16 protein-coding genes are annotated in these 19,424 nt (G+C 65.6%); 8 read left to right on the top strand and 8 right to left on the bottom strand.

All coding sequences use genetic code 11. The features are described from left to right. Positions 1-41: 41 nt before the first annotated feature. Positions 42-2,792 carry an LGFP repeat-containing protein gene (locus AUC47_RS08535; RefSeq protein ID WP_096714778.1) on the bottom strand — a complete coding sequence of 917 codons (2,751 nt, stop codon included), beginning with the start codon at positions 2,790-2,792 and terminating at the stop codon, positions 42-44. Between the two features lie 105 nt (positions 2,793-2,897). Between AUC47_RS08535 and rfbA the strand changes: the two genes are divergently transcribed. Genes rfbA through AUC47_RS08515 form a run of 4 tightly spaced genes read left to right on the top strand, consistent with a single transcriptional unit; the run spans position 2,898 to position 8,326 of the window. Further along, positions 2,898-3,767, top strand: coding sequence for a glucose-1-phosphate thymidylyltransferase RfbA (gene rfbA, locus AUC47_RS08530; protein ID WP_096714864.1), 870 nt, complete (start codon positions 2,898-2,900; stop codon positions 3,765-3,767). Further along, positions 3,767-4,765: a dTDP-glucose 4,6-dehydratase gene (gene rfbB / locus AUC47_RS08525; RefSeq protein ID WP_096714777.1), complete on the top strand. Its 999-nt coding sequence runs from the start codon at positions 3,767-3,769 to the stop codon at positions 4,763-4,765. The genes rfbA and rfbB overlap by 1 nt, the downstream gene beginning before the upstream one ends. 7 nt (positions 4,766-4,772) lie before the next feature. Beyond that, on the top strand, positions 4,773-6,188 hold the full coding sequence (locus tag AUC47_RS08520) for a sugar nucleotide-binding protein (RefSeq protein ID WP_096714776.1): 1,416 nt from the start codon (positions 4,773-4,775) through the stop codon (positions 6,186-6,188). Continuing rightward, positions 6,185-8,326 (top strand): acyltransferase family protein, encoded by a 2,142-nt coding sequence (locus AUC47_RS08515; protein ID WP_096714775.1) that lies wholly within the window; start codon positions 6,185-6,187, stop codon positions 8,324-8,326. Before AUC47_RS08520 ends, AUC47_RS08515 begins: the two co-directional genes overlap by 4 nt. 75 nt (positions 8,327-8,401) lie before the next feature. Here AUC47_RS08515 and AUC47_RS08510 read toward each other — a convergent pair whose 3' ends face one another. The 3 genes from AUC47_RS08510 to AUC47_RS17000 are packed head-to-tail and all read right to left on the bottom strand — an operon-like array spanning position 8,402 to position 10,641. Next, a complete protein-coding gene (locus tag AUC47_RS08510) occupies positions 8,402-9,391 on the bottom strand; it encodes an IS481-like element IS5564 family transposase (RefSeq protein WP_011113072.1) in 990 nt (329 codons plus the stop codon). Beyond that, positions 9,391-10,566: a chloramphenicol efflux MFS transporter Cmx gene (gene cmx / locus AUC47_RS08505; protein WP_047217927.1), complete on the bottom strand. Its 1,176-nt coding sequence runs from the start codon at positions 10,564-10,566 to the stop codon at positions 9,391-9,393. Before cmx ends, AUC47_RS08510 begins: the two co-directional genes overlap by 1 nt. Positions 10,567-10,587: 21 nt before the next feature. Continuing rightward, on the bottom strand, positions 10,588-10,641 hold the full coding sequence (locus AUC47_RS17000; protein ID WP_011113070.1) for a chloramphenicol resistance leader peptide: 54 nt from the start codon (positions 10,639-10,641) through the stop codon (positions 10,588-10,590). Positions 10,642-11,134: 493 nt separating this feature from the next. On the opposite strand from AUC47_RS17000, the gene glf reads away from it, so the two are divergent. The 3 genes from glf to AUC47_RS08485 are packed head-to-tail and all read left to right on the top strand — an operon-like array spanning position 11,135 to position 13,807. Next, the gene (gene glf / locus AUC47_RS08495) at positions 11,135-12,271 is read left to right on the top strand and encodes a UDP-galactopyranose mutase (RefSeq protein WP_096714774.1); all 1,137 of its coding nucleotides are present in this window, start codon (positions 11,135-11,137) and stop codon (positions 12,269-12,271) included. A 10-nt stretch (positions 12,272-12,281) separates the two neighbouring features. Beyond that, the gene (locus AUC47_RS08490; protein WP_096714773.1) at positions 12,282-13,073 is read left to right on the top strand and encodes an ABC transporter permease; all 792 of its coding nucleotides are present in this window, start codon (positions 12,282-12,284) and stop codon (positions 13,071-13,073) included. Next, complete coding sequence (locus AUC47_RS08485) at positions 13,073-13,807, top strand: ABC transporter ATP-binding protein (RefSeq protein WP_096714772.1); 735 nt, start codon at positions 13,073-13,075, stop codon at positions 13,805-13,807. The genes AUC47_RS08490 and AUC47_RS08485 overlap by 1 nt, the downstream gene beginning before the upstream one ends. Positions 13,808-13,825: 18 nt before the next feature. On the opposite strand, the gene AUC47_RS08480 is transcribed toward AUC47_RS08485, so the two are convergent. The 3 genes from AUC47_RS08480 to pseB are packed head-to-tail and all read right to left on the bottom strand — an operon-like array spanning position 13,826 to position 16,667. Next, positions 13,826-14,554: a cytidylyltransferase domain-containing protein gene (locus AUC47_RS08480; RefSeq protein ID WP_096714771.1), complete on the bottom strand. Its 729-nt coding sequence runs from the start codon at positions 14,552-14,554 to the stop codon at positions 13,826-13,828. After that, a complete protein-coding gene (locus tag AUC47_RS08475; RefSeq protein ID WP_096714770.1) occupies positions 14,551-15,675 on the bottom strand; it encodes a DegT/DnrJ/EryC1/StrS family aminotransferase in 1,125 nt (374 codons plus the stop codon). Before AUC47_RS08475 ends, AUC47_RS08480 begins: the two co-directional genes overlap by 4 nt. 2 nt (positions 15,676-15,677) lie before the next feature. Further along, positions 15,678-16,667, bottom strand: a complete 990-nt coding sequence (pseB, locus tag AUC47_RS08470) for a UDP-N-acetylglucosamine 4,6-dehydratase (inverting) (protein ID WP_096714863.1) — start codon at positions 16,665-16,667, stop codon at positions 15,678-15,680. Between the two features lie 106 nt (positions 16,668-16,773). Between pseB and AUC47_RS08465 the strand changes: the two genes are divergently transcribed. Further along, positions 16,774-18,282, top strand: coding sequence for a bifunctional UDP-2,4-diacetamido-2,4,6-trideoxy-beta-L-altropyranose hydrolase/GNAT family N-acetyltransferase (locus AUC47_RS08465; protein WP_096714769.1), 1,509 nt, complete (start codon positions 16,774-16,776; stop codon positions 18,280-18,282). A gap of 7 nt (positions 18,283-18,289) precedes the next feature. On the opposite strand, the gene pseI is transcribed toward AUC47_RS08465, so the two are convergent. Further along, positions 18,290-19,351 carry a pseudaminic acid synthase gene (gene pseI / locus AUC47_RS08460; protein WP_256999489.1) on the bottom strand — a complete coding sequence of 354 codons (1,062 nt, stop codon included), beginning with the start codon at positions 19,349-19,351 and terminating at the stop codon, positions 18,290-18,292. Between the last annotated feature and the right edge of the window lie 73 nt (positions 19,352-19,424).

Raw genomic sequence — 19,424 nt, 5'->3', positions numbered from 1 at the left:
GCTTCTCGATGATACCGGGCCACTGCGCGCTCATCGCGCGGTCAGCGCACTTCGAAGTCTCCGCCGGGGAGCAGGACGAGAGTGCCGTTCTGGAACTTCTGCGACCACAGCCCACCCACGAGTGCCTCGTTGCCGACCGGCCATCCGAGGGCGCCCTTCTCGGCCCCTCGACGGATGTACTCGCCGCCTATCGAGCCTTTGACGGTGTAAACCGATCCGCCGGCAGTCGAGTAGATCGCGCCGCCTGTGAACAACTGTCGCCAGCCTCCGGAGATCGTCGTCAGAGATTCGGTGGGCCAGCCGAGCACCCCCGCAGCACCGCCGAGCACGCTGTACCGATCTCTGATCAGCCCGTTGGACTGCCATGTCCCTGTCGCCGGGTTGCTGTACAGACCGAATCTCTGGAACTGCTGGCTGCGCCCGTTGCCGATGACGGTCGCGGGGCCGGTCGGGACCCCGGTGACGGTCTCGCCGCCCAACGTGACGTACAACTGGTGCACAGCGCCGCTCACGACGCTGGGGGCATAGGCGTTCGGAACGAAAATCGTGCCGGTGTCGAAGCGCTGACGCCAGCCGTTCGTCGTCAGGTTCTCCTTCTCCACGGGGTAGCCGATGTCACCGAACGCGTTGTAGCTGCGCGCGACGTTCATGATCCCGCCCACGACCACTCCGCTCTTCGCTCCGTTCGTGCTGGCGAGAAGCGTGCCGCCTGAGAAGTCCTGGCGCCATCCGTCCGAGGTCTGCACAGGGGCAGCGATGGGCCACCCGATCCTTGAGGCGATTCCTCCGTTGGCGTCGAGCACCTTCACGATCGGAGTCGGCACGCCGAAGGTACCGTACGCCGAGTGCAGGATGCGGCCGCCTTCGAAGTCTTGGATCCAGCCGCCGCCCTGCGTGCGCTCCTTGGCGATCGGGGCTCCCAGGAAGCTCTTGACGCCGCCCGCACTCGCATAATGCGAGCCGATCGCGCCCGTGATGACGTACGCGGCGCCGTTGGGAGTGGCCTTTGCGATGCTCCGAGAGCCGAACTGCTGCGAGCTGCGCGATCCGTCGACGACGGCCTCCGCGCTCGGGTAGCCGAAGGCGTCAACGCCGCCCAGTACCGCGAGCTCTGCCGAGAATCCGGTGACCGAGTACGTTCCGAAAGACGAATGGTAGAGGGCGCCACCGGTGAAGCTCTGCGTCCACCCGCCGCCGGGTAGGAGACGCTCGGCGCCCGTCGGCGCGCCGAGTTTGCCCGATCCGCCACCCAGGGCTGCATAGGCCTTGCCGAGCGCGCCCTTGACGAGGACGAGCGTCGATCCGCTGCGCTGAATCCATCCCGCCGTGAACGAGACGTACTGCCCGAGGGCGTCGTTCACGACCGTCGAGGTCGGAGACCCCATCTGCGAGATGCCGCCCGCGCGATCATACGCGGACACGATGTCGGCGGGAAGGGTGAACACGCCTGAGGAGTTGGCGAAGATGGAACCCGAGTCGAAGTCCTGACGTGAGCCATCGGCCGTGAGGTATGCACGCGCTTTCGGCCATCCCAGGCTGCCGAAGACGTTGCGCTGCTTCTCGTGTTCCGCGAACATCGGCGCGGCGATCGCGACCCCGGCCCCGCCCGATTTCGTGTAGATCCGGCCGTTCTCGAAGTCCTGGTAGAGCCCGCCGGACACGCCGACCTGGTCACTGGTCGGCCAACCCAGTCCGCTCCGGAATCCGTTGACCCTGCCGTACTCCGCCTTGAAGGCGCCGCGCACCGAGTGTACGGCGGTGGTGCCGATCTTCTGGAAGACGTCGCCGCCCGCGAACGGTTGCGACCATCCCTCGTTCGGCCAGGTGGTCATCGCCCCGATCGGCTGACCCAGCGCGCCGTTGCCTCCGCCCTGAGACGCCCAGTAAGTCGCCAAGCCGCCGACCACGTCGTAACTGACAGAGCCGAACCAGTCGATGAAGTACTGATAGAAGTTGCGGTTGCCGTAGCTGGAGCACCCGTCGCCTGTGCCGTAACCGGCGTTGAGGGCAGCCCGGTTCGGCTGGTACGGCGTGTAGTAGTAGAGCGCTGCGGTCGCCACGTTCTCGATGTACACGGGACCGCGGCCGCAGGCAGTGTTCGGGTGGTAGAGGATGTTCCAGGTGTTGCCAGGGGCGTAGTACGTGAAGTAGCGGCCCTCGGCATAGATCTTCATCTGGCGGCCAGCGCCGTAGATCTGATAGAAGAAGCCGGCATAGGCGGGATCGCACGGCGCCGTGTCCGGACACCCTTGGCCGAGCGCCATGTCGTAGCGCCAGGAGCTGGGCCACGTGTGAGTGACGAGCCCCTGCTCCTTCTGCAGCATGACGATGAAGACCTGCGGGTTGATGCCGCACGATTGCGCCACCCGGTAGATGATCGTCGCGGCGGACTCGTTGCCTGCGCCGCTGTACCCGTTGCAGTACCTGTCTGCCGGCCTGTTCGGTGTGTTCTGGCGATAATCCTTGAGACATACGTAGCCGGATTGGCAGCTGGCGACCTTGCCGCGGAAGAACGAGTCGATCTGCGCGGGGCTCATCGTCGACGCATTGAAGAACGTCGCATCCGAGATGATGTTTCCCGCACGGAACAGTGAGAGGTTCGCGGCCTTCGCGAGCCCCATCTCCGCCTGAGGGATGCCGGCGACGGTCGCCACGCCCGAAGCAGCCGGCCGGTCGGTGATCGCCGCGCTGGACGCGCTCATGGGTACCGCTACGAGAAGCGAAGCCGCGAAGACGACGGCCGCAGCGCTCGAGACGAGTCGACGCAGTCGGGTGTGGGATGAGCCGGTCACATGCTCATTGTGGCGGAAAGTGACGAATGTTGCCAGTGTGATTGAAGTGACGCAAGTCGGGACGTATGCCTCGGGTCTCCAGGAGACATATGGCACGATATGGGGGTGAAAGGCATCATTCTTGCGGGCGGCTCCGGAACTCGGCTTCATCCGATCACGATCGGCATCTCGAAGCAGCTCATCCCGGTGTACGACAAGCCAATGGTCTACTACCCGCTCTCGACCCTGATGCTGGCGGGCATCAAAGACATCCTCGTCATCACGACTCCCCACGATGCGGAGCAGTTCGAACGACTCCTCGGAGACGGTTCGCAGTTCGGTGTGGATCTCACCTTCGCTCAGCAGCCGTCGCCCGACGGACTCGCGCAGGCGTTCGTGATCGGTGCGGACTTCATCGGCGACGACAAAGTGGCTCTCGTCCTCGGTGACAATCTTCTGTACGGACCCGGCCTGGGCACACAGCTCAAGCGGTATACCGACGTCGATGGCGGAGCTGTGTTCGCCTATTGGGTCGCTGAGCCGGGTGCATACGGAGTCGTCGAGTTCGACGCAGACGGCAAGGCGATCTCCCTCGAAGAGAAGCCGTCGCAGCCGAAGAGCAACTTCGCCGTGCCAGGGCTCTACTTCTACGACAACGACGTCGTCGAGATCGCGCGTGGGCTCCAGCCCAGCGCCCGCGGTGAGTACGAGATCACCGACGTGAACCGCGCCTACCTCGAGCGGGGGAGTCTGCAGGTCGAGGTTCTCCCTCGGGGGACCGCCTGGCTCGACACCGGGACGTTCGACCAGATGTCGGATGCCGGTGACTACGTCCGGACGATGGAGCGCCGCACGGGCTTGCGGATCGGCGTCCCCGAGGAGGTCGCGTGGCGGCAGGGCTTCCTCACGGACGACCAGCTGCGTGAACGCGCCGAGAAGCTCGTGAAATCCGGATACGGCACCTACCTGATCGAGACCCTGACGAGAGGCCGCTGATGTCGAACTTCCTCGTTACGGGTGGTGCCGGATTCATCGGCTCCAACTTCGTCCACTACGTCGTCAAGAACACGGACCACACAGTCACAGTTCTTGACGCCCTCACGTACGCCGGCAACCGAGCCTCTCTCGCCGGGCTCCCCGATGACCGTGTCACGTTCGTGCACGGCGACATCACGGACGCCGAGCTCGTGGGCCGTCTGACGGCGGAGGCCGACGCGGTCGTGCACTACGCGGCCGAGTCGCACAACGACAACTCCCTGCACAGCCCGCGGCCGTTCCTCGACACGAACATCGTCGGTACTTACACGCTGCTCGAGGCCGCGCGCCGGCACGAGACGCGATTCCACCACATCTCCACGGACGAGGTGTACGGCGATCTCGAACTCGATGACCCGCAGCGCTTCACCGAGCAGACGCCGTACAATCCGTCGTCTCCCTACTCGTCGACCAAGGCCGGGAGCGACCTCCTCGTCCGCGCATGGGTGCGTTCCTTCGGTGTGCGGGCGACGATCTCGAACTGCTCGAACAACTACGGGCCGTACCAGCACGTCGAGAAGTTCATCCCGCGTCAGATCACCAACGTCATCCGGGGTGTTCGACCCAAGCTCTATGGTGCGGGTGAGAACGTGCGGGACTGGATCCACGCCGACGATCACTCGTCCGCGGTGCTGACGATCCTCGAGACGGGGCGGATCGGCGAGACCTACCTGATCGGCGCCGACGGAGAACGCAACAACAAAGAGGTCGTCGAGCTGATCCTGGACGAGATGGGACAGCCCCGAGACGCCTACGATCACGTGACGGACCGGGCAGGCCACGACCTCCGCTATGCGATCGATTCGACCAAGCTGCGGACGGAGCTCGGCTGGACCCCGCGGTTCGCAGACTTCGAGTCAGGGCTCGCCGCAACGATCGCCTGGTATCGCGACAACGAGTCGTGGTGGGCGCCGTCCAAGGACCAGACCGAGGCTTTTTACGCCTCGAAGGGGCAGTAGGAGCAACGTGAGCGACATCGAGTTCGGCAAACAGCTGAACGTCACCGAGACCTCGATCCCCGGTCTGGTCGTCTTCGATCTGCCGGTGCACGGCGACTCCCGGGGCTGGTTCAAGGAGAACTGGCAGCGCGAGAAGATGGCCGCCGTCGGGCTCCCCGATTTCGGACCAGTGCAGAACAACGTATCGTTCAATGACGCTGTCGGCACCACCCGCGGCATCCACGCCGAGCCATGGGACAAGTGGGTCTCGGTCGCCACCGGACGCATCTTCGGAGCCTGGGTGGATCTCCGTGAGGGTCCGTCGTTCGGTGCGGTCTTCACGGTCGAACTAGACCCGTCCAAGGCGATCTTCGTACCGCGCGGAGTCGGCAACTCCTACCAGACGCTCGAGCCCGACACCGCTTACACGTACCTCGTGAACGATCACTGGTCGTCCGATGCGACGTACTCGTTCCTCAACCTCGCCGACGAGACGGCCGCGATTGAATGGCCGATCGCCCTGTCCGAGGCAGAGGTGTCGGCCAAGGATCTGGCGCATCCGCGCCTCTCCGACGTCGAGCCGGTCGCGCCGCGGAAGATTCTCGTGGTGGGCGCAGGCGGTCAGCTCGGCACCGCGTTGCGTGCGGAGCTCGATGGTCTCGAGCACGTCGACTGGGCGACCCGCTCCGACCTCGATCTCGCGTCGGACGATCTCGTCGCAGCGCGACGTTGGCGCGACTACGACACCATCATCAACGCGGCCGCCTATACCGCCGTCGACGCGGCGGAGTCAGCCGCGGGCCGCGTCGACGCGTGGGCCGCCAACGCCTCGGGTCCCGCCGCGCTGGCACGGATCGCGGCGGCGAACGGCATCACCCTCGTTCACGTGTCGAGCGATTACGTGTTCGACGGCAGCTCCGACCGTGCATATCGCGAGGACGACGCGCTGTGCCCTCTCGGCGTCTATGGGCAGACCAAGGCCGCAGGCGATATCGCCGTGGCGACCGCGCCGCGACACTACATCGTGCGCACTTCGTGGGTCATCGGCGAGGGCAACAACTTCGTCAGGACCATGGCGTCACTGGCCGAACGCGGAATCGACCCGAAGGTGGTCGACGACCAGCGCGGGCGCCTCACGTTCGCCTCGCAGATCGCTCGCTTCATCCGCCATCTTCTCGATACCCGTCCCGACTACGGTGTGTACAATCTCACCTCCGAGGGCGACGTCGTCACGTGGGCGGATATCGCGCGACGTGTGTTCGAGCTGACGGGACATGACCCCGTGCGAGTGACGGGCGTGTCCACGGAGGACTACTTCGCTGCAGCGAAGGCACCCGTCGCGCCACGTCCGAGGAACAGCGTGCTGGATCTCACTCGCGCACGAGAGAGCGGATTCACAGCGGAGAGCGGGGACTCGCTGCTGCAGGAGTATCTCGCTCCGTGAGCACAGTGGTTCAAGAACAGGGGCGGTCGGTAGAGGCGAAGGATCGCAAGGTCTTCCGTACCGATATCCAGGCCTTGCGCGCCGTCGCGATCGGACTCGTCGTACTGAACCACCTGTGGCCCTTGAGGCTCACGGGCGGTTATGTCGGTGTCGACGTGTTCTTCGTCATCTCGGGCTTCCTCATCACCGGTCATCTCACGGGCGAGATCGCTCGGACAGGGGGAGTACGGCTCGGGGCGTTCTACGCGCGACGGATCCGCCGTCTGCTTCCAGCGGCGTTCCTGGTTCTCATCGTGTCGCTCGTGCTCGCCGCAGCTTTCCTGCCCTATCCACGGTGGGGACGCAATGCCTGGGAGATCGTTGCCAGCGCCGGATACGTCGAGAACTGGTTCCTCGCAGCCATGTCCGTCAACTACTCCGCCCTCAACGACGCGGCGAGCCTCGTCCAGCATTACTGGTCTCTCTCAGTGGAGGAGCAGTTCTACATCGTCTGGCCCGTGCTCCTGCTCGTCGCGGTCCTCATCGCGCGCCGGGCACCTTCGCTCACCCGGCGTGGCGCCAGATCGCGAGCCGCAACGGCGATCTCCATCGTGGTGATCATCGTCGGGGGACTCTCGCTCGCCTCGAGCGTCGTCTACACGCATCTCGCTCCCTCCCAGGCGTATTTCGCGACGTTCACCCGAGGTTGGGAGTTCGCGGCGGGGGCCGCGATCGCTTTGCTGGGACCGAAGATCCCGCTGCATCGTCTTGCGGCCAATGTCCTCAGCCTCGTCGGGTTCGGCCTCATCGCCTACGCGGCGCTCACATTCGACCACACGACGTCATTTCCGGGGTACGCGGCGCTGGCCCCTGTACTCGGAACGGCTTTGGTGATCCTCGCAGGCAATCATCATGCCGCCCTGTGGCACGCGCGCATCACGGCGCTCCGCCCCGTCCAATGGGTGGGCGGAGTGTCGTACTCGCTGTACCTCTGGCATTGGCCGCTGATAGTCGTCGCTCCGTTCGCCTTGGCCACGGAGGCCTCGACCTTGTCGAAGTTCGCCGTCCTCGGCATCGCGCTCATGCTCGCGGCACTCACGAAGGGGTTCGTGGAGGACGCCGGTCAGCGGTGGAGCTACTGGAAGGGGTCCACTGCACGGTCTCTCGCGCTCATGATCGCCGGCATGCTGACGATCGGCGCACTCGTCGCCGGTCTCCTCGTCTGGTACAACGCACGAGTCGAGGCGGACAGGCCACCCGACGAGGTCGTCGCCCTCTCGTGCGAGGGCCCGCTTGCGCTCGCGCCCGGAGCCGACTGCGATGATCCATTCGGAGCCGCCGACTACTCCGTCATGACTGACCGCAACCTCTACTCGTACACGCCCCCTGAGTGCGGAGCGTTCCTCCCCATCCTCGAGTACGGCGAGAAGAAGACCACGGTGGAGTGCGACTTCTCCGGCGGAGCGGAGGACCCGACGCGTGTCTGGCTGGTCGGCGATTCCCACGCCCAGCAGTGGCAGGGAGCGATCTTCGACATAGCTCGGGAGCGGGAATGGATCGTGACGACCAGCTACTTCGGCGGCTGCCCGGTGGCCGATGTCGCGTTCGTGGGCTTCCGTGGAGCCTGGGCACCGGCTGACGCGCGCCTCTGCGAGGAATGGTCGCACGACCTCTCAGAGACCATCATCGATGAGTCTCCCGATCTGGTCGTCACCGCCATGGCTTCTCGCCAGCAGACCGCGGACGACGGCAGTGGCACGCCACCCGATGAGCAGATGAAGCGGGGGCTGTCGAGTTACTGGCGGTCTTGGGCCTCGGTCGGGACGCGCGTGCTCGCGGTCGCCGATCCGCCCTGGAACGGAGAGGTGCGCTCGCCCGATTGCGTGCTGCTCAATGCGGAGGATCCGCTCGTGTGTGCTCGCCCGCGCGCTGAGGCTCAGCCGCCCGATCCGGTCGTCGCGGCCGCTGCGGACTCAGCGTCGCCACTGATCGCGTCGGTCGATCTCACGACCTCGTTCTGTGACGATGCGTCGTGCTACGCGGTGGTCGGCGGCGTTCCCGTCTACTATGACGCCGACCATCTCAATCTCGAGTACGTGCGGATGCTGAAGCCGCGTCTGGCCGAGGCGGTCGACGGCCTGCTACGTGCGACCGAATAGGCTGTCCACACCACTACGTCGACGAGGTGCGAGTGGCGCCGAGCCTTGCCGATACCGACATGTACGGAAGGCTCTCTAGGTGTGATGTCCAGGGACGTTGTTGAGTCGGTCGAAGGGTACGCCGCCAATCGCAGAGTGGTGTCGGTGGTGGTTGTAGAAGTGGAGCCAGCCGGGCAGCGCCAGGCGTCGTTCGGCCTCTGAACCGTAAAACCTGGCATAGGCCCAGCCGTCCCCGAGCGTGCGGTGGAATCGCTCGATCTTCCCGTTCGTCTGCGGCCGGTAGGGGCGTGTCCGCTTGTGTCGGATGCCGAGCCGAGCGCAGAAGTCCCTCCATGCGTGGGATCTGTATGCCGACCCGTTGTCGGATAGGACTCGCTCGACGGTCACGCCTCGTTCGGCGAACCAGGCCACGGCGCGTTCGAGAACTCCCACCGCTGTGCTCGCCTGCTCATCCGACCAGATTTCTGCGTATGCGACGCGGGAGTGGTCGTCGATGACTGTGTGAACGAACGCCGTCCCGGTGCGCGGCTTGTGATCTTTTCCTCGTGGTAATCCCGGAGTCGCGAGCTTGTTCCGTGCGCCTTGCTGCCGACCTACGTAACGATGTCCACCGCCGTCGGGGATGTTGCCGAACTTCGTGACATCGACATGAATCAACGATCCCGGATGAGGATGCTCATATCGCCGCAATGGCTCGCCAGTGACACGATCGATATGCGAGAGGCGGTTCACGCGGCAACGGACGAGGACCGCGTGAACAGTCGACGTCGAGAGACCAAGTCGCGCAGCGATCTGGGCTGGCCCCAGTCGAAGCCGCCAGCGCAGGTTGATGATCTTCTTCTTGACATGCTCGGGCGTCCTGCCTGGGATCCGGTGCGGCTTGCTGGAGCGATCCTGCATCCCAAACTCACCCTCTTCCCGGTAGCGGCCTGCCCATTTCCGGGCAGTGATCGGGGAGACCATGAACATCTTTGCGGCGATCGTGGCCGGATAGCCGTCTTCGACAATCAGCCGGGCTAACCGGAGACGGGCACGAGGAGTGAGAAGAGCGTTCGGATGGGTCATCAATTGGCCTCCGCCGCGGTCTTCGTAAGCGCGCGTCTGGTGAGAAGCATGATGACGAGAGCGATCGCTGTCAGCACCGAAGCGACCCAAACCGGCGCGAGCAGCCCCAGCCCGGTCGCGAGCCCGAGCGCACCAAGCACGGGCCCCGCTGCAGCTCCGATATTCAATGCTGCGGTTGCGTACGAACCGCCCATCGTTGGCGCACCCGATGCTGCATACAGCACACGCGTGATCAGAGTACTGCCGACGCCGAACGACAGGAATCCCTGAACGAGGACGAGGACGATAAGCGCGACGGGATGAGATGCGACCACTGCCAACACGATCCAGCCTGTCAGCAATAGCGGTCCGCCGACTGCGAGCACGAGGCCAGGTCGTTGATCTGATAGTCGTCCTGCGATCGTGACGCCAAGGAACGATCCGATGCCGAACATCACCAGCGCGACGGACACCCACGCTTCGGCCAAGCCCGCGGTCTCGGTCACGATGGGTGCCAGGAAGGTGAATGCCGCAAAGGTCCCTCCGTTGATCAGCGCTCCGAGTACCATGGCCAGGATGAGCCGCGGCGTCGCCAACTGGCTGAGCTCGACACGGAGCCTTGGTGAGGTCGCGCTAGTCTCGCTCCGACCAACATTGTTCGTGACGCCACGAATGACTCCAACGGCCGCGGGAATACAGAGGATGGCGATCGCCCAGAACGTCGTTCGCCAGCCCAGCGCTGTGCCGAGCAGTGCCCCGGCGGGGACGCCCACGACGGTTGCGATCGTCGTGCCGGAGAGCAGGATCGACAGTGCACGCCCCTTCTGGTTCGCTGGCACGAGGGTAGTGGCCGTGCTCAGTGCTACGGCGAGGAATCCTGCGTTTGCGAGAGCGCTGAGCACCCGGGTGATGAGCAGGAGAGAGAACACTGGTGTCATCGCTCCGATGACGTGGCTTCCCGCGAACACGAGAAGGCAAACGATCAATGTGAGCCGCGGTGGCCAACGGCGAGCGAATGCCGCCATCACTGGCGCGCCGACGACCATACCGACTGCGAATGCGGAGGTCAGCAGGCCCGCAGTGCCGACCGAGACGTCAAGTTCGGTCGCGATCGCGGGGAGCAATCCCGCGAGCATGAATTCTGAAGTGCCCATGACGAAGACCGCCAGGGCAAGCATGTAGAGGGCAAAAGGCATCGAGTACTCCGAGGTGTGAGATCAAGAAATGGTTCTTCTTGTCACCACGGCCAGCGCCCCGGGTACGCCAGACATACGCCCACACAGATCGTGGGCGTCGTAACTAGTGGTTCAAGGGGCTGGCGGTGTGACCGACAACCCCTGACCTGTCTGATTCGGGACTCGACATGCCCTAAACTCTAACATGCCTTCAATGGCGAGCGGTCTGGACAGATACTTCTTGAATCGGCACGGTGTCATTACGGGCGGGGGCCAGAACAACGTCCCTAGACATCACATCTAGGCGTGCCCTGCACCCGGCGGCTTCACCGGCGTGACTCCCGGCCAGGACTGCACCCGGAGGAGACCTGGCAAGCGGCGCTCTATATCGACGGCGATGACATGTCGGCCGCAGACGGGCGTGCTTCTGCCACGGTCGCCCGGATGCCGGGTCTCCGAGACCGGGCACCCGTCGACCCGCGCCGACGAGCCTGACAGGTTCGCAGACGGCGCTGCCGGTAGAGTGGACTGCTGTGTGCCGCGGCCAGTACCGCGCGTCTCTGAGCCTCCTCGGACAGAAAGCAGCAATATGGACCTCCTCGTCGTCGGATCGGGCTTCTTCGGCCTCACCATCGCAGAGCGGGCGGCTGAAGCCGGCCGCAAGGTCACGGTCATCGACCGTCGGCACCACATCGGCGGGAACGCCTACAGCGAGGCGGAGCCGGAGACCGGCATCGAAGTCCACCGCTACGGAGCGCACCTCTTCCACACATCGAACGCCACGGTCTGGGAGTACGTCAACCGCTTCACGTCGTTCACGAACTACGTCCACCGCGTGTACACGACCCACAAGGGCACGGTGTTCCCCATGCCGGTGAACCTCGGCACGATCAACCAGTTCTTCCAGTCGGCCTACACTCCCGACCAGGCGCGCGCCCTCGTCAAGGAGCAGGCGGGGGAGTTCGACGTCAGCAACGCCTCCAACTTCGAGGAGAAGGGCATCGCCCTCGTCGGACGGCCACTCTTCGAGGCGTTCTTCCGCGACTACACGGCCAAGCAGTGGCAGACCGACCCGCAGAAGCTCTCGGGCGACATCATCAGCCGCCTGCCGGTCCGGTACACGTATGACAACCGCTACTTCAACGACACGTGGGAAGGGCTGCCCACCGACGGTTACACCGCCTGGCTCGAGCGGATGGCTGATCACCCCAACATCGAGGTCAAGCTCGACGTGGACTACTTCGACGAATCCCAGCCGCTCAACAAGCGCGCGACGGTCGGGCAGCTTCCGATCGTCTACACCGGTCCTGTCGACCGATACTTCGACTACGCGGAGGGTGCACTGAGCTGGCGCACACTCGACTTCGAGCAGGAGGTGCTCAACGTCGGCGACTTCCAGGGCACCAGCGTCATGAACTATCCGGACATGGACGTCCCGTACACGCGCATCCACGAGTTCAAGCACTTCCACCCGGAGCGCAAGGACGTGTACAACTCCGACAAGACGGTCATCATGCGCGAGTTCTCGCGGTTCGCCGATCGCGAGGACGAGCCGTATTACCCGGTCAACACACCGACCGATCGCGAAGGCCTGCTGGCGTACCGCGAACTCGCCAAGGGCGAGCGGGACGTGCACTTCGGCGGCCGCCTCGGAACGTACCAGTACCTCGACATGCACATGGCGATCGGGTCTGCGCTGTCGATGTGGAACAACTCGCTCGCATAGACTCGACGCTGTGAGTCACGATGCTGTCGGGGCGCCGGGAACGCCCCGACGTTATCTGCATTCGCTGTGGTTGCTATCCGCCCGCGACCTGAAAGTCCGGTACGCGACGAGCTCACTGGGGTACCTGTGGTCGGTGCTCGACCCTCTGGTGATGAGTGCGATCTACTGGTTCGTGTTCACCCAGATCTTCCACCGCAGCGTGGGAGAGGAACCGTACATCGTGTTCCTCATCGTGGCTCTGCTTCCGTGGGTGTGGTTCAACACCTCCGTGTCGGATTTCACCCGCGCCTTCCGCAAGGACTCGCGGCTCGTGAGGTCGACGGCGATCCCTCGATCGATCTGGGTGAACAGGATCGTGCTCAGCAAGGGGATCGAGTTCCTCTTCTCGATGCCCGTTCTCGTACTGTTCGCGGTGTTCAGTGGAGCGACCGTGTCGTGGTCGTTGCTCTGGTTCCCCGTCGCTGTGGTGATGCAGGTCGTGCTGCTGGTCGGGCTCGGTCTTCTCGTGGCGCCGCTGTGCGTGCTGTACACCGATCTCGAGCGCACCACGGCGCTCATCCTCCGCGCGCTGTTCTACGCCTCGCCGGTGATCTACAGCTTCCGCGACCTGCCCGACCCGTTCCACATCATCGGCGCCTTCAATCCGCTCGCAGGGATCTTCACCCTCTACCGGGTCGGATTCTTCCCGGAGCTCTGGGATCCCGTACCCGTGCTGATCAGTGCCGTCATGTGTGTGCTCATCTTCGCGGCGGGCACATGGACCTTCCGCGCCCTCGAACGACCCGTCCTGAAGGAGCTGTGATGTCGGCAGCCATCGAGGTGTCAGGACTCGGCGTCCGCTTCCGGCGCAATCGCCGTGGGCGCCGAAGCTTCAAGGACCTGTTCTCCGGGTCGTCTCGACGGTCGCGCCCTGGCGAGTTCTGGGCGCTCCGGGACGTGACGTTCTCGGTGCAGCCCGGGGAGTCGATCGGGGTCGTCGGTCGAAACGGTCAGGGCAAGTCGACCCTCCTCAGGCTCGTAGCGGGAGTGCTGCTCCCAGACGAGGGCGCGGTCGAGGTGAACGGCGGCGTCGCTCCACTGATCGAGATCACCGGCGGCTTCGTCGGGGATCTCACGGTGCGGGAGAACGTCCGGCTGACCGCAGGGCTCCACGGCATGTCCCGCGACGAGGTGGCGCGTCGCTACGACGACATCATCGCGTTCGCCGAACTCGCCGGGTTCGAGGACACTCCGTACAAGCACCTCTCCAACGGCATGAAGGTGCGTCTGGCCTTCTCCGTCGTGTCGCAACTGGACGAGCCGATCCTGCTCGTCGACGAGGTGCTCGCTGTCGGAGACAAGGCGTTCCGAGACAAGTGCTACAAGCGCATCGATGAACTCCTCGCTGAAGGTCGCACCTTGTTCTTCGTGAGCCATAACGAGCGCGACCTGCGTCGCTTCTGCACGCGGGGACTGTACCTCGACAGGGGCGCCCTGGTCCTCGACGGCCCGATCGTCGACGTCCTGGATCGCTATAACGCCGACTACAACGCGTAGATCTCCGAGAGGCGGTGGTCAGCCGCCGAGCTTCTTCTGCTCGACGTGCGCGTTGATCGCCGTCAGCTCGGGGTGCGCGTCGAGGACGGCCACGAGTCCGGCGGCGTCGAGCCGTGCCGCGTCGTGATCTTCGATGAGCCTGCGGATGACGGTGAGGTCGTCCGCTGTGTCGAGCGTGATCCGGTGCCTCGAGGCGTCCGGCGTTCGTGTGATCGAGCGCAGGGTCGTGCGCCCGGATCGATTCGCGTAGAGGTACGGGGTGACGTGCTCGCGGTCGGACGGGTCGGTCGCCGACGCATCCGCATCCGCAAGTGCCGCGGCGGAGAAGACCTCGACATCGAGCCCGCGCGGGTAGGTGCGCTCGATGACGTTGGAGACGTACGCATCGGGATCGTTGAGCTCCGTGAAAAGGCGCACGGCGTCGCCGATGACCTCGGGGTCCAGCAGCGGGCAGTCGGAGGTGACTCGGACGACGGCGTCGAGGCCTGCTTCGTCCGCCGCTCCCGCGAAGCGACCGAGGACGTCCTCCTCGCTGCCGCGGAAGACGGTGAGGCCCCTGCTGCCTGCCAGACCGGCGATGGGGTCATCAGCGGCATTGGTCGTCGTCGCGACGATGACGGGCAGGTCGGTCGCGCTGAGCCGGTCCAGATGGATGTCGAGCAGCGGTCGACCCGCTGCCGTCAGCATGACCTTTCCCGGGAGACGAGTGCTCGTCATCCGCGCCTGGGTGATGATGCCGACCTTCATCGAAGCGCCTCGACGAGCGCGTCCACGACCGAGTCGACCTGCGAGTCGGTGAGCTCGGGGTGGATCGGGAGCGACAGCTCCTCCTGGTAGAAGGCCTCGGCGTTCGGACACATCCCGCGCCGGTAACCGGCGTCGGCATACACCGGGTGCCAGTAGACGGGCATGTAGTTCACCTGGACTCCGATGCCGTTCGCGCGCATGCGCTCGAAGACCTCGCGACGTCGCCCGTCGAGGATCCGCACGGGGTAGAGATGCCGCATCGGATCCACGTCAGCCCGTTGCACGGGTGTGCGAACGCCGTCGATGTCCGAGAGCGCGTCATCGTAACGACGGGTGATCTGAGTGCGACGCCGCTTGAATGCATCGAGTCGAGCGAGTTGCGAGAGGCCGAGGGCGCTCGCGATGTCGGTGAGCCGGTAGTTGACTCCGAACTCGTGCACCTCCTGGTGCCAGGGGCCCTCGTCGATGATCCGGAAGCGCTCCGGATCGCGCACCAGACCGATGAAGTGGAACTCGTGAGCACGCTGCGCGAGTTGCGCATCCTTGGCGATGAGAGCGCCGCCCTCGCCCGTGGTGAGGTTCTTGGTAGGAAAGAACGACAGTGCGGTGAGATCGGCGAGATCTCCCACCGGTCGGCCCTTGTACGTGCTGCCGATCGAGTGCGCTGCATCGTCGAGGACGAGCGCGCCGACCCGTGCCGCTGTGGCGTTCAGCGGGTCGTAGTCCGCGGGGTGGCCGGCGTAGTCGACGGCGGCGATGACGCGGGTCCTCTCGTCGGCGAGCGCGTCGACGGCAAGCGGGTCGATGAGCGCGGTGTCCTCCTCGACGTCGGCGAAGACGATGCGGGCTCCGAGCATCGACGCGGTGGCCGTCGTCGCCACGAATGTCATGGGCGTCGAGATCACCACGTCTCCGGCCGAGATCCCGGCTGCGGCGTAGGCCATGTGGAGGGCAGCCGTGCCGGATGTCGCTGAGACCGCGCGGTGTCCGCCTGCGATCTCTGCGAGACGCGTTTCGAACGCCGCTACAACCGGGCCGGTGGTGAGCCAGTCGCCGCGGAGGACATCGACCACCGCTTCGATGTCGCCCTCCGAGATCGACTGCCTCCCGTACGGCAGCATCGTCAGATCCCCGCCTCGATGATCGCGGCGATCTCCTCCCGCGAGTACCACTCGTCGTTGCTGTCCGAGCGATACGCGAAACCCTCCGGCACGGGGACGGCACCCTCCGGTACTCGGTAGCCCCACGAAGCGAGGTCGGGCTGGATGATGAAGTATCTCCCGTCCTGGACGACGACGGCACGTCGCCCCTCCTCCGGGCTGATCATCTCCTCGTGCAGCTTCTCGCCGGGTCGCAGGCCGACATCGACGAGCTCGGCGCCCGGCACGACGGCGTGCGCGAGGTCGGTCACCCTCATCGACGGGATTCGGGGGACGAGGAGCTCGCCGCCCTGCATGAGTTCGAACGTGTCGACGACCATCTGGACCGCCTGCGGCAGGGTGATGAAGAATCGAGTGCACCGCAGATCGGTGATCGGCAGCGGCTTGCCCTCGGCTCCGAGTCTCTCGAAGAACGGGATGACCGAGCCGCGCGACCCCATCACGTTGCCGTACCGCACGACGGCGAATCGCGTGTCGTACGCGGCCGCGTAGTGATTCCCCGTGATGAAGAGCTTGTCCGCGGTGAGCTTGGTGGCGCCGTAGAGGTTGATCGGGCTCGACGCCTTGTCCGTGGACAGTGCGACGACACGCTTGACCCCCGCGTCGATGGAGGCTTCGATCACGTTCTGACTTCCGAGCACGTTGGTCTTCACGAATTCGAACGGGTTGTACTCGGCGGTGTCGACCTGCTTCAACGCCGCGGCGTGCACGACGTAGTCGACGCCGTGGAGAGCACGCGCCAGGCGCCGCTCGTCGCGGATGTCGCCGATGAACCAGCGCAGGCGCGCGTCGTCGCCGAAGTGCTGTCGAACCTCGTATTGCTTGAGCTCGTCGCGCGAGAAGATGACCAGTCGACGCGGGTTCAGGTGGGTCAGAGCGTGGCGGATGAAGGCCTTGCCGAACGACCCGGTGCCGCCAGTGATGAGGATGCTCGCGCCCTCGAGAACTGACACTCTGTCTCCCTCAGCGTTGTCGTCGACGCGCGGATGCTCGGGTTGTCCCACGCCCGCCCTATCCTATCGGGTGGGTGCCTCCGCACCTCGGCAGGGAGGAGATCGCATGACCGCCGCTCGACGGGTCCTCTTCCACTGCAACGCCGGAGACGGCTTCGGCATGGGACACCTCATGCGGGTGATCGCGATTGCTCGGACAGCGGAGGAGCGGGGGTGGGTCACGTCCATCGCCGGCGATCTCGACGACGCGGCGGCGTCGGTCCTGGGGCGTCTTCTGCCTGGCTCCACGCTTCTTCGTGTCGCCCTCTCCAGCCAGACGGAGATGCTCGACGCTGCCAGGGGCGTCGACGTCGTGCACCTCGACACGTACTGGTCGGTGCCTGACCTGTCGCGGACCGGCGCCCTGATCAGCAATATGCAGGATGGCTCCTACGGCGTGCGCGCCGCCGACCTGTCCATCGACGCGAACCTGGGAGCCGAGCGCTCTTTCGTCGCACCCGAGCTCGGCCGCACGCATCTCGTCGGCATCGATGCTGCCGTGATTCGCGATCAGGTTCGACGCCAGCGCGCCGCGCCTCGCACCGAGAACTTGACGCCGCGGCTGCTCGTGGTGATGGGCGGCACGGACCCCGGGGGACTCACCGCGCGAATCGTCTCCGCGCTCGACGCGATCGACGATCCGCTCGAGGTCACCGCCGTCGATCCACGAGGACGAGCGGAGGTCGTGCAGGCGGCGCGGGCTTCGCGACACGCTGTCCGCGTCGCCGGCTTCGTCGACGACCTTCCGGCGCTCGCCCGGACGCACGACGTGGCAGTGACAGCGGCGGGAACCTCGGTGTGGGACTTCGCCTGCATGGGTCTGCCGATGGCGCTCGTCTGCGCGGTGGACAATCAACGTGCCGGCTATCGTGAGGTCGTCGAGGCGGGGCTCGCTGAAGGGCTCGGCGAACCCCCGCACGATGAGCTCGAGGAGCGGATCCGTTCTCTCGACCGCCTGCTTCGCTCCCCGCAGGAGCTGGCGGAGCTGGCGGCGCGTCTGTCGGCGACCGTCGACGGCCTCGGCACCTGGCGCATCGTCGCCTCCTGGGAGCAATTGCTGAGGACGCCTCGGATCGCGACGCCGACTGACGGATCGTCGACCGGTGATGCGCCAGCGTGCGCGCGTCCGGCTCGCCTGGACGACGCGGGGTTGCTCCTGGCGTGGCGGAACGACGAGATCACGCGCCGGAACTCACGCGACGGTTCACTCGTGGACGAGCGGGGGCATCTCGCGTGGCTCACCCGCAGTCTTGCTGCCGACGACCGGCGACTGCTCGTCATCGAAGAGGGAGCTGTTCCCGTGGCGACGTGCCGCTGGGACCGGCGCTCTGTCACGGACTGGGAGATCTCGATCACCGTCGCCCCCGACGCTCGCGGACGAGGTGTGGCCGGACGCGCCCTCGCCGCGGCGCAGCGAGCGCTGATCGCGCCGGACCCGGTGCGGATGATCGCCGTCGTGCACGAGCAGAACGCCGCATCGCGGCGCGTCTTCGAGCGAGCGGGGTATCTGCCGCAGAACCCTCCCGACGAGGCCGGATTCCTCAGCCTCTCGAGGTGGCGTCTACCAGAGCGATGAGCCGCCTCTAGAGCAGATCCCAGGTCAGCGGAGTGCCTCGCCGGACGTCGCGCGAGAAGGTGCGCGTGCGCACGAGATCGATATCGTCCGGATCGAGACCCCCGGCGGGGCGAATGGAGCGGACGTTCTCTGGAGTGATCCTGTCGCCGGCACGGACATCGGCGACCACGAAGAGCGAACGACGTAGCGCGAGCACCGCGTGCTCCTGCTCGGTCGGACCGAAGGAGACCCCGCTGGCGACGGCGATGCGGGCCTGCTCAGAGGCGGTGACGAGCGAGCCGAACTCTGAGGGCGTGAGCGAGAAGTCGGAGTCGACGCCGCCGTCGGCGCGGTCGAGAGTGACATGCTTCTCGATCACGACGGCGCCGAGGGCGGCCGCCGCGACCGCCACGCCGATGCCGAGCGTGTGGTCGGACAGCCCGACGGGTACGTCGAAAGCCTCGCGCAGCGCCCGGATGTTACCCAGACGCGCCTCTTCGGGGACTGCCGGATACGAAGCAGTGCAGGCGAGAAGGACGAGCTCGGTGCCCCCCGCTCCCCGGATCGCCGACACAGCGGCGTCGATCTCCGAGAGGGTGGCCATGCCGGTCGAGACGATCATCGGCTTGCCGGTGCGTGCGACCTCACGCAGCAGAGGCAGATCGACGATCTCCGCCGATGCTGTCTTGTAGAGCTCCACGCCGAGTTCCTCGAGGAAGGCCACGGAGCTGGGGTCGAACGGCGTGGAGAAGGGGATCAGCCCATGCGACCTCGCGCGCTCGAAGATGGCCGCGTGCCACTCCCAGGGGGTGTGCGCCTCCTGATACAGCGCGTACAGGTTGCGATCGCCCCACAGCCCGTGGTCGCTCGTCACGCGGAACGCCGGCAGGTCGGAGTCGATCGTGAGGGTGTCGGCCGTATAGGTCTGAATCTTGAGCGCGCTCGCTCCTGTCGCGGCCACCGCGTCGACGATGGCGAGGGCGCGATCGAGGTCGCCGTTGTGGTTGCCCGACATCTCGGCGATCGTGAACACCGGCGAGCCGGGACCGATGGTCGCCGAGGAGAGGTCGATCGTCTGTGCAGAAGTCACGCCGACTACTCTAAGGGGGCTCGCTTGCCGCGCCGGGATCGGCCGCCGGAGAGGCCGCCCCGCTTGCCCTAAG

The organism is Microbacterium sp. SZ1, assembly GCF_002362255.1.
Lineage (GTDB): Bacteria > Actinomycetota > Actinomycetes > Actinomycetales > Microbacteriaceae > Microbacterium.
This window is presented reverse-complemented; position numbering and strand designations above follow the sequence as displayed.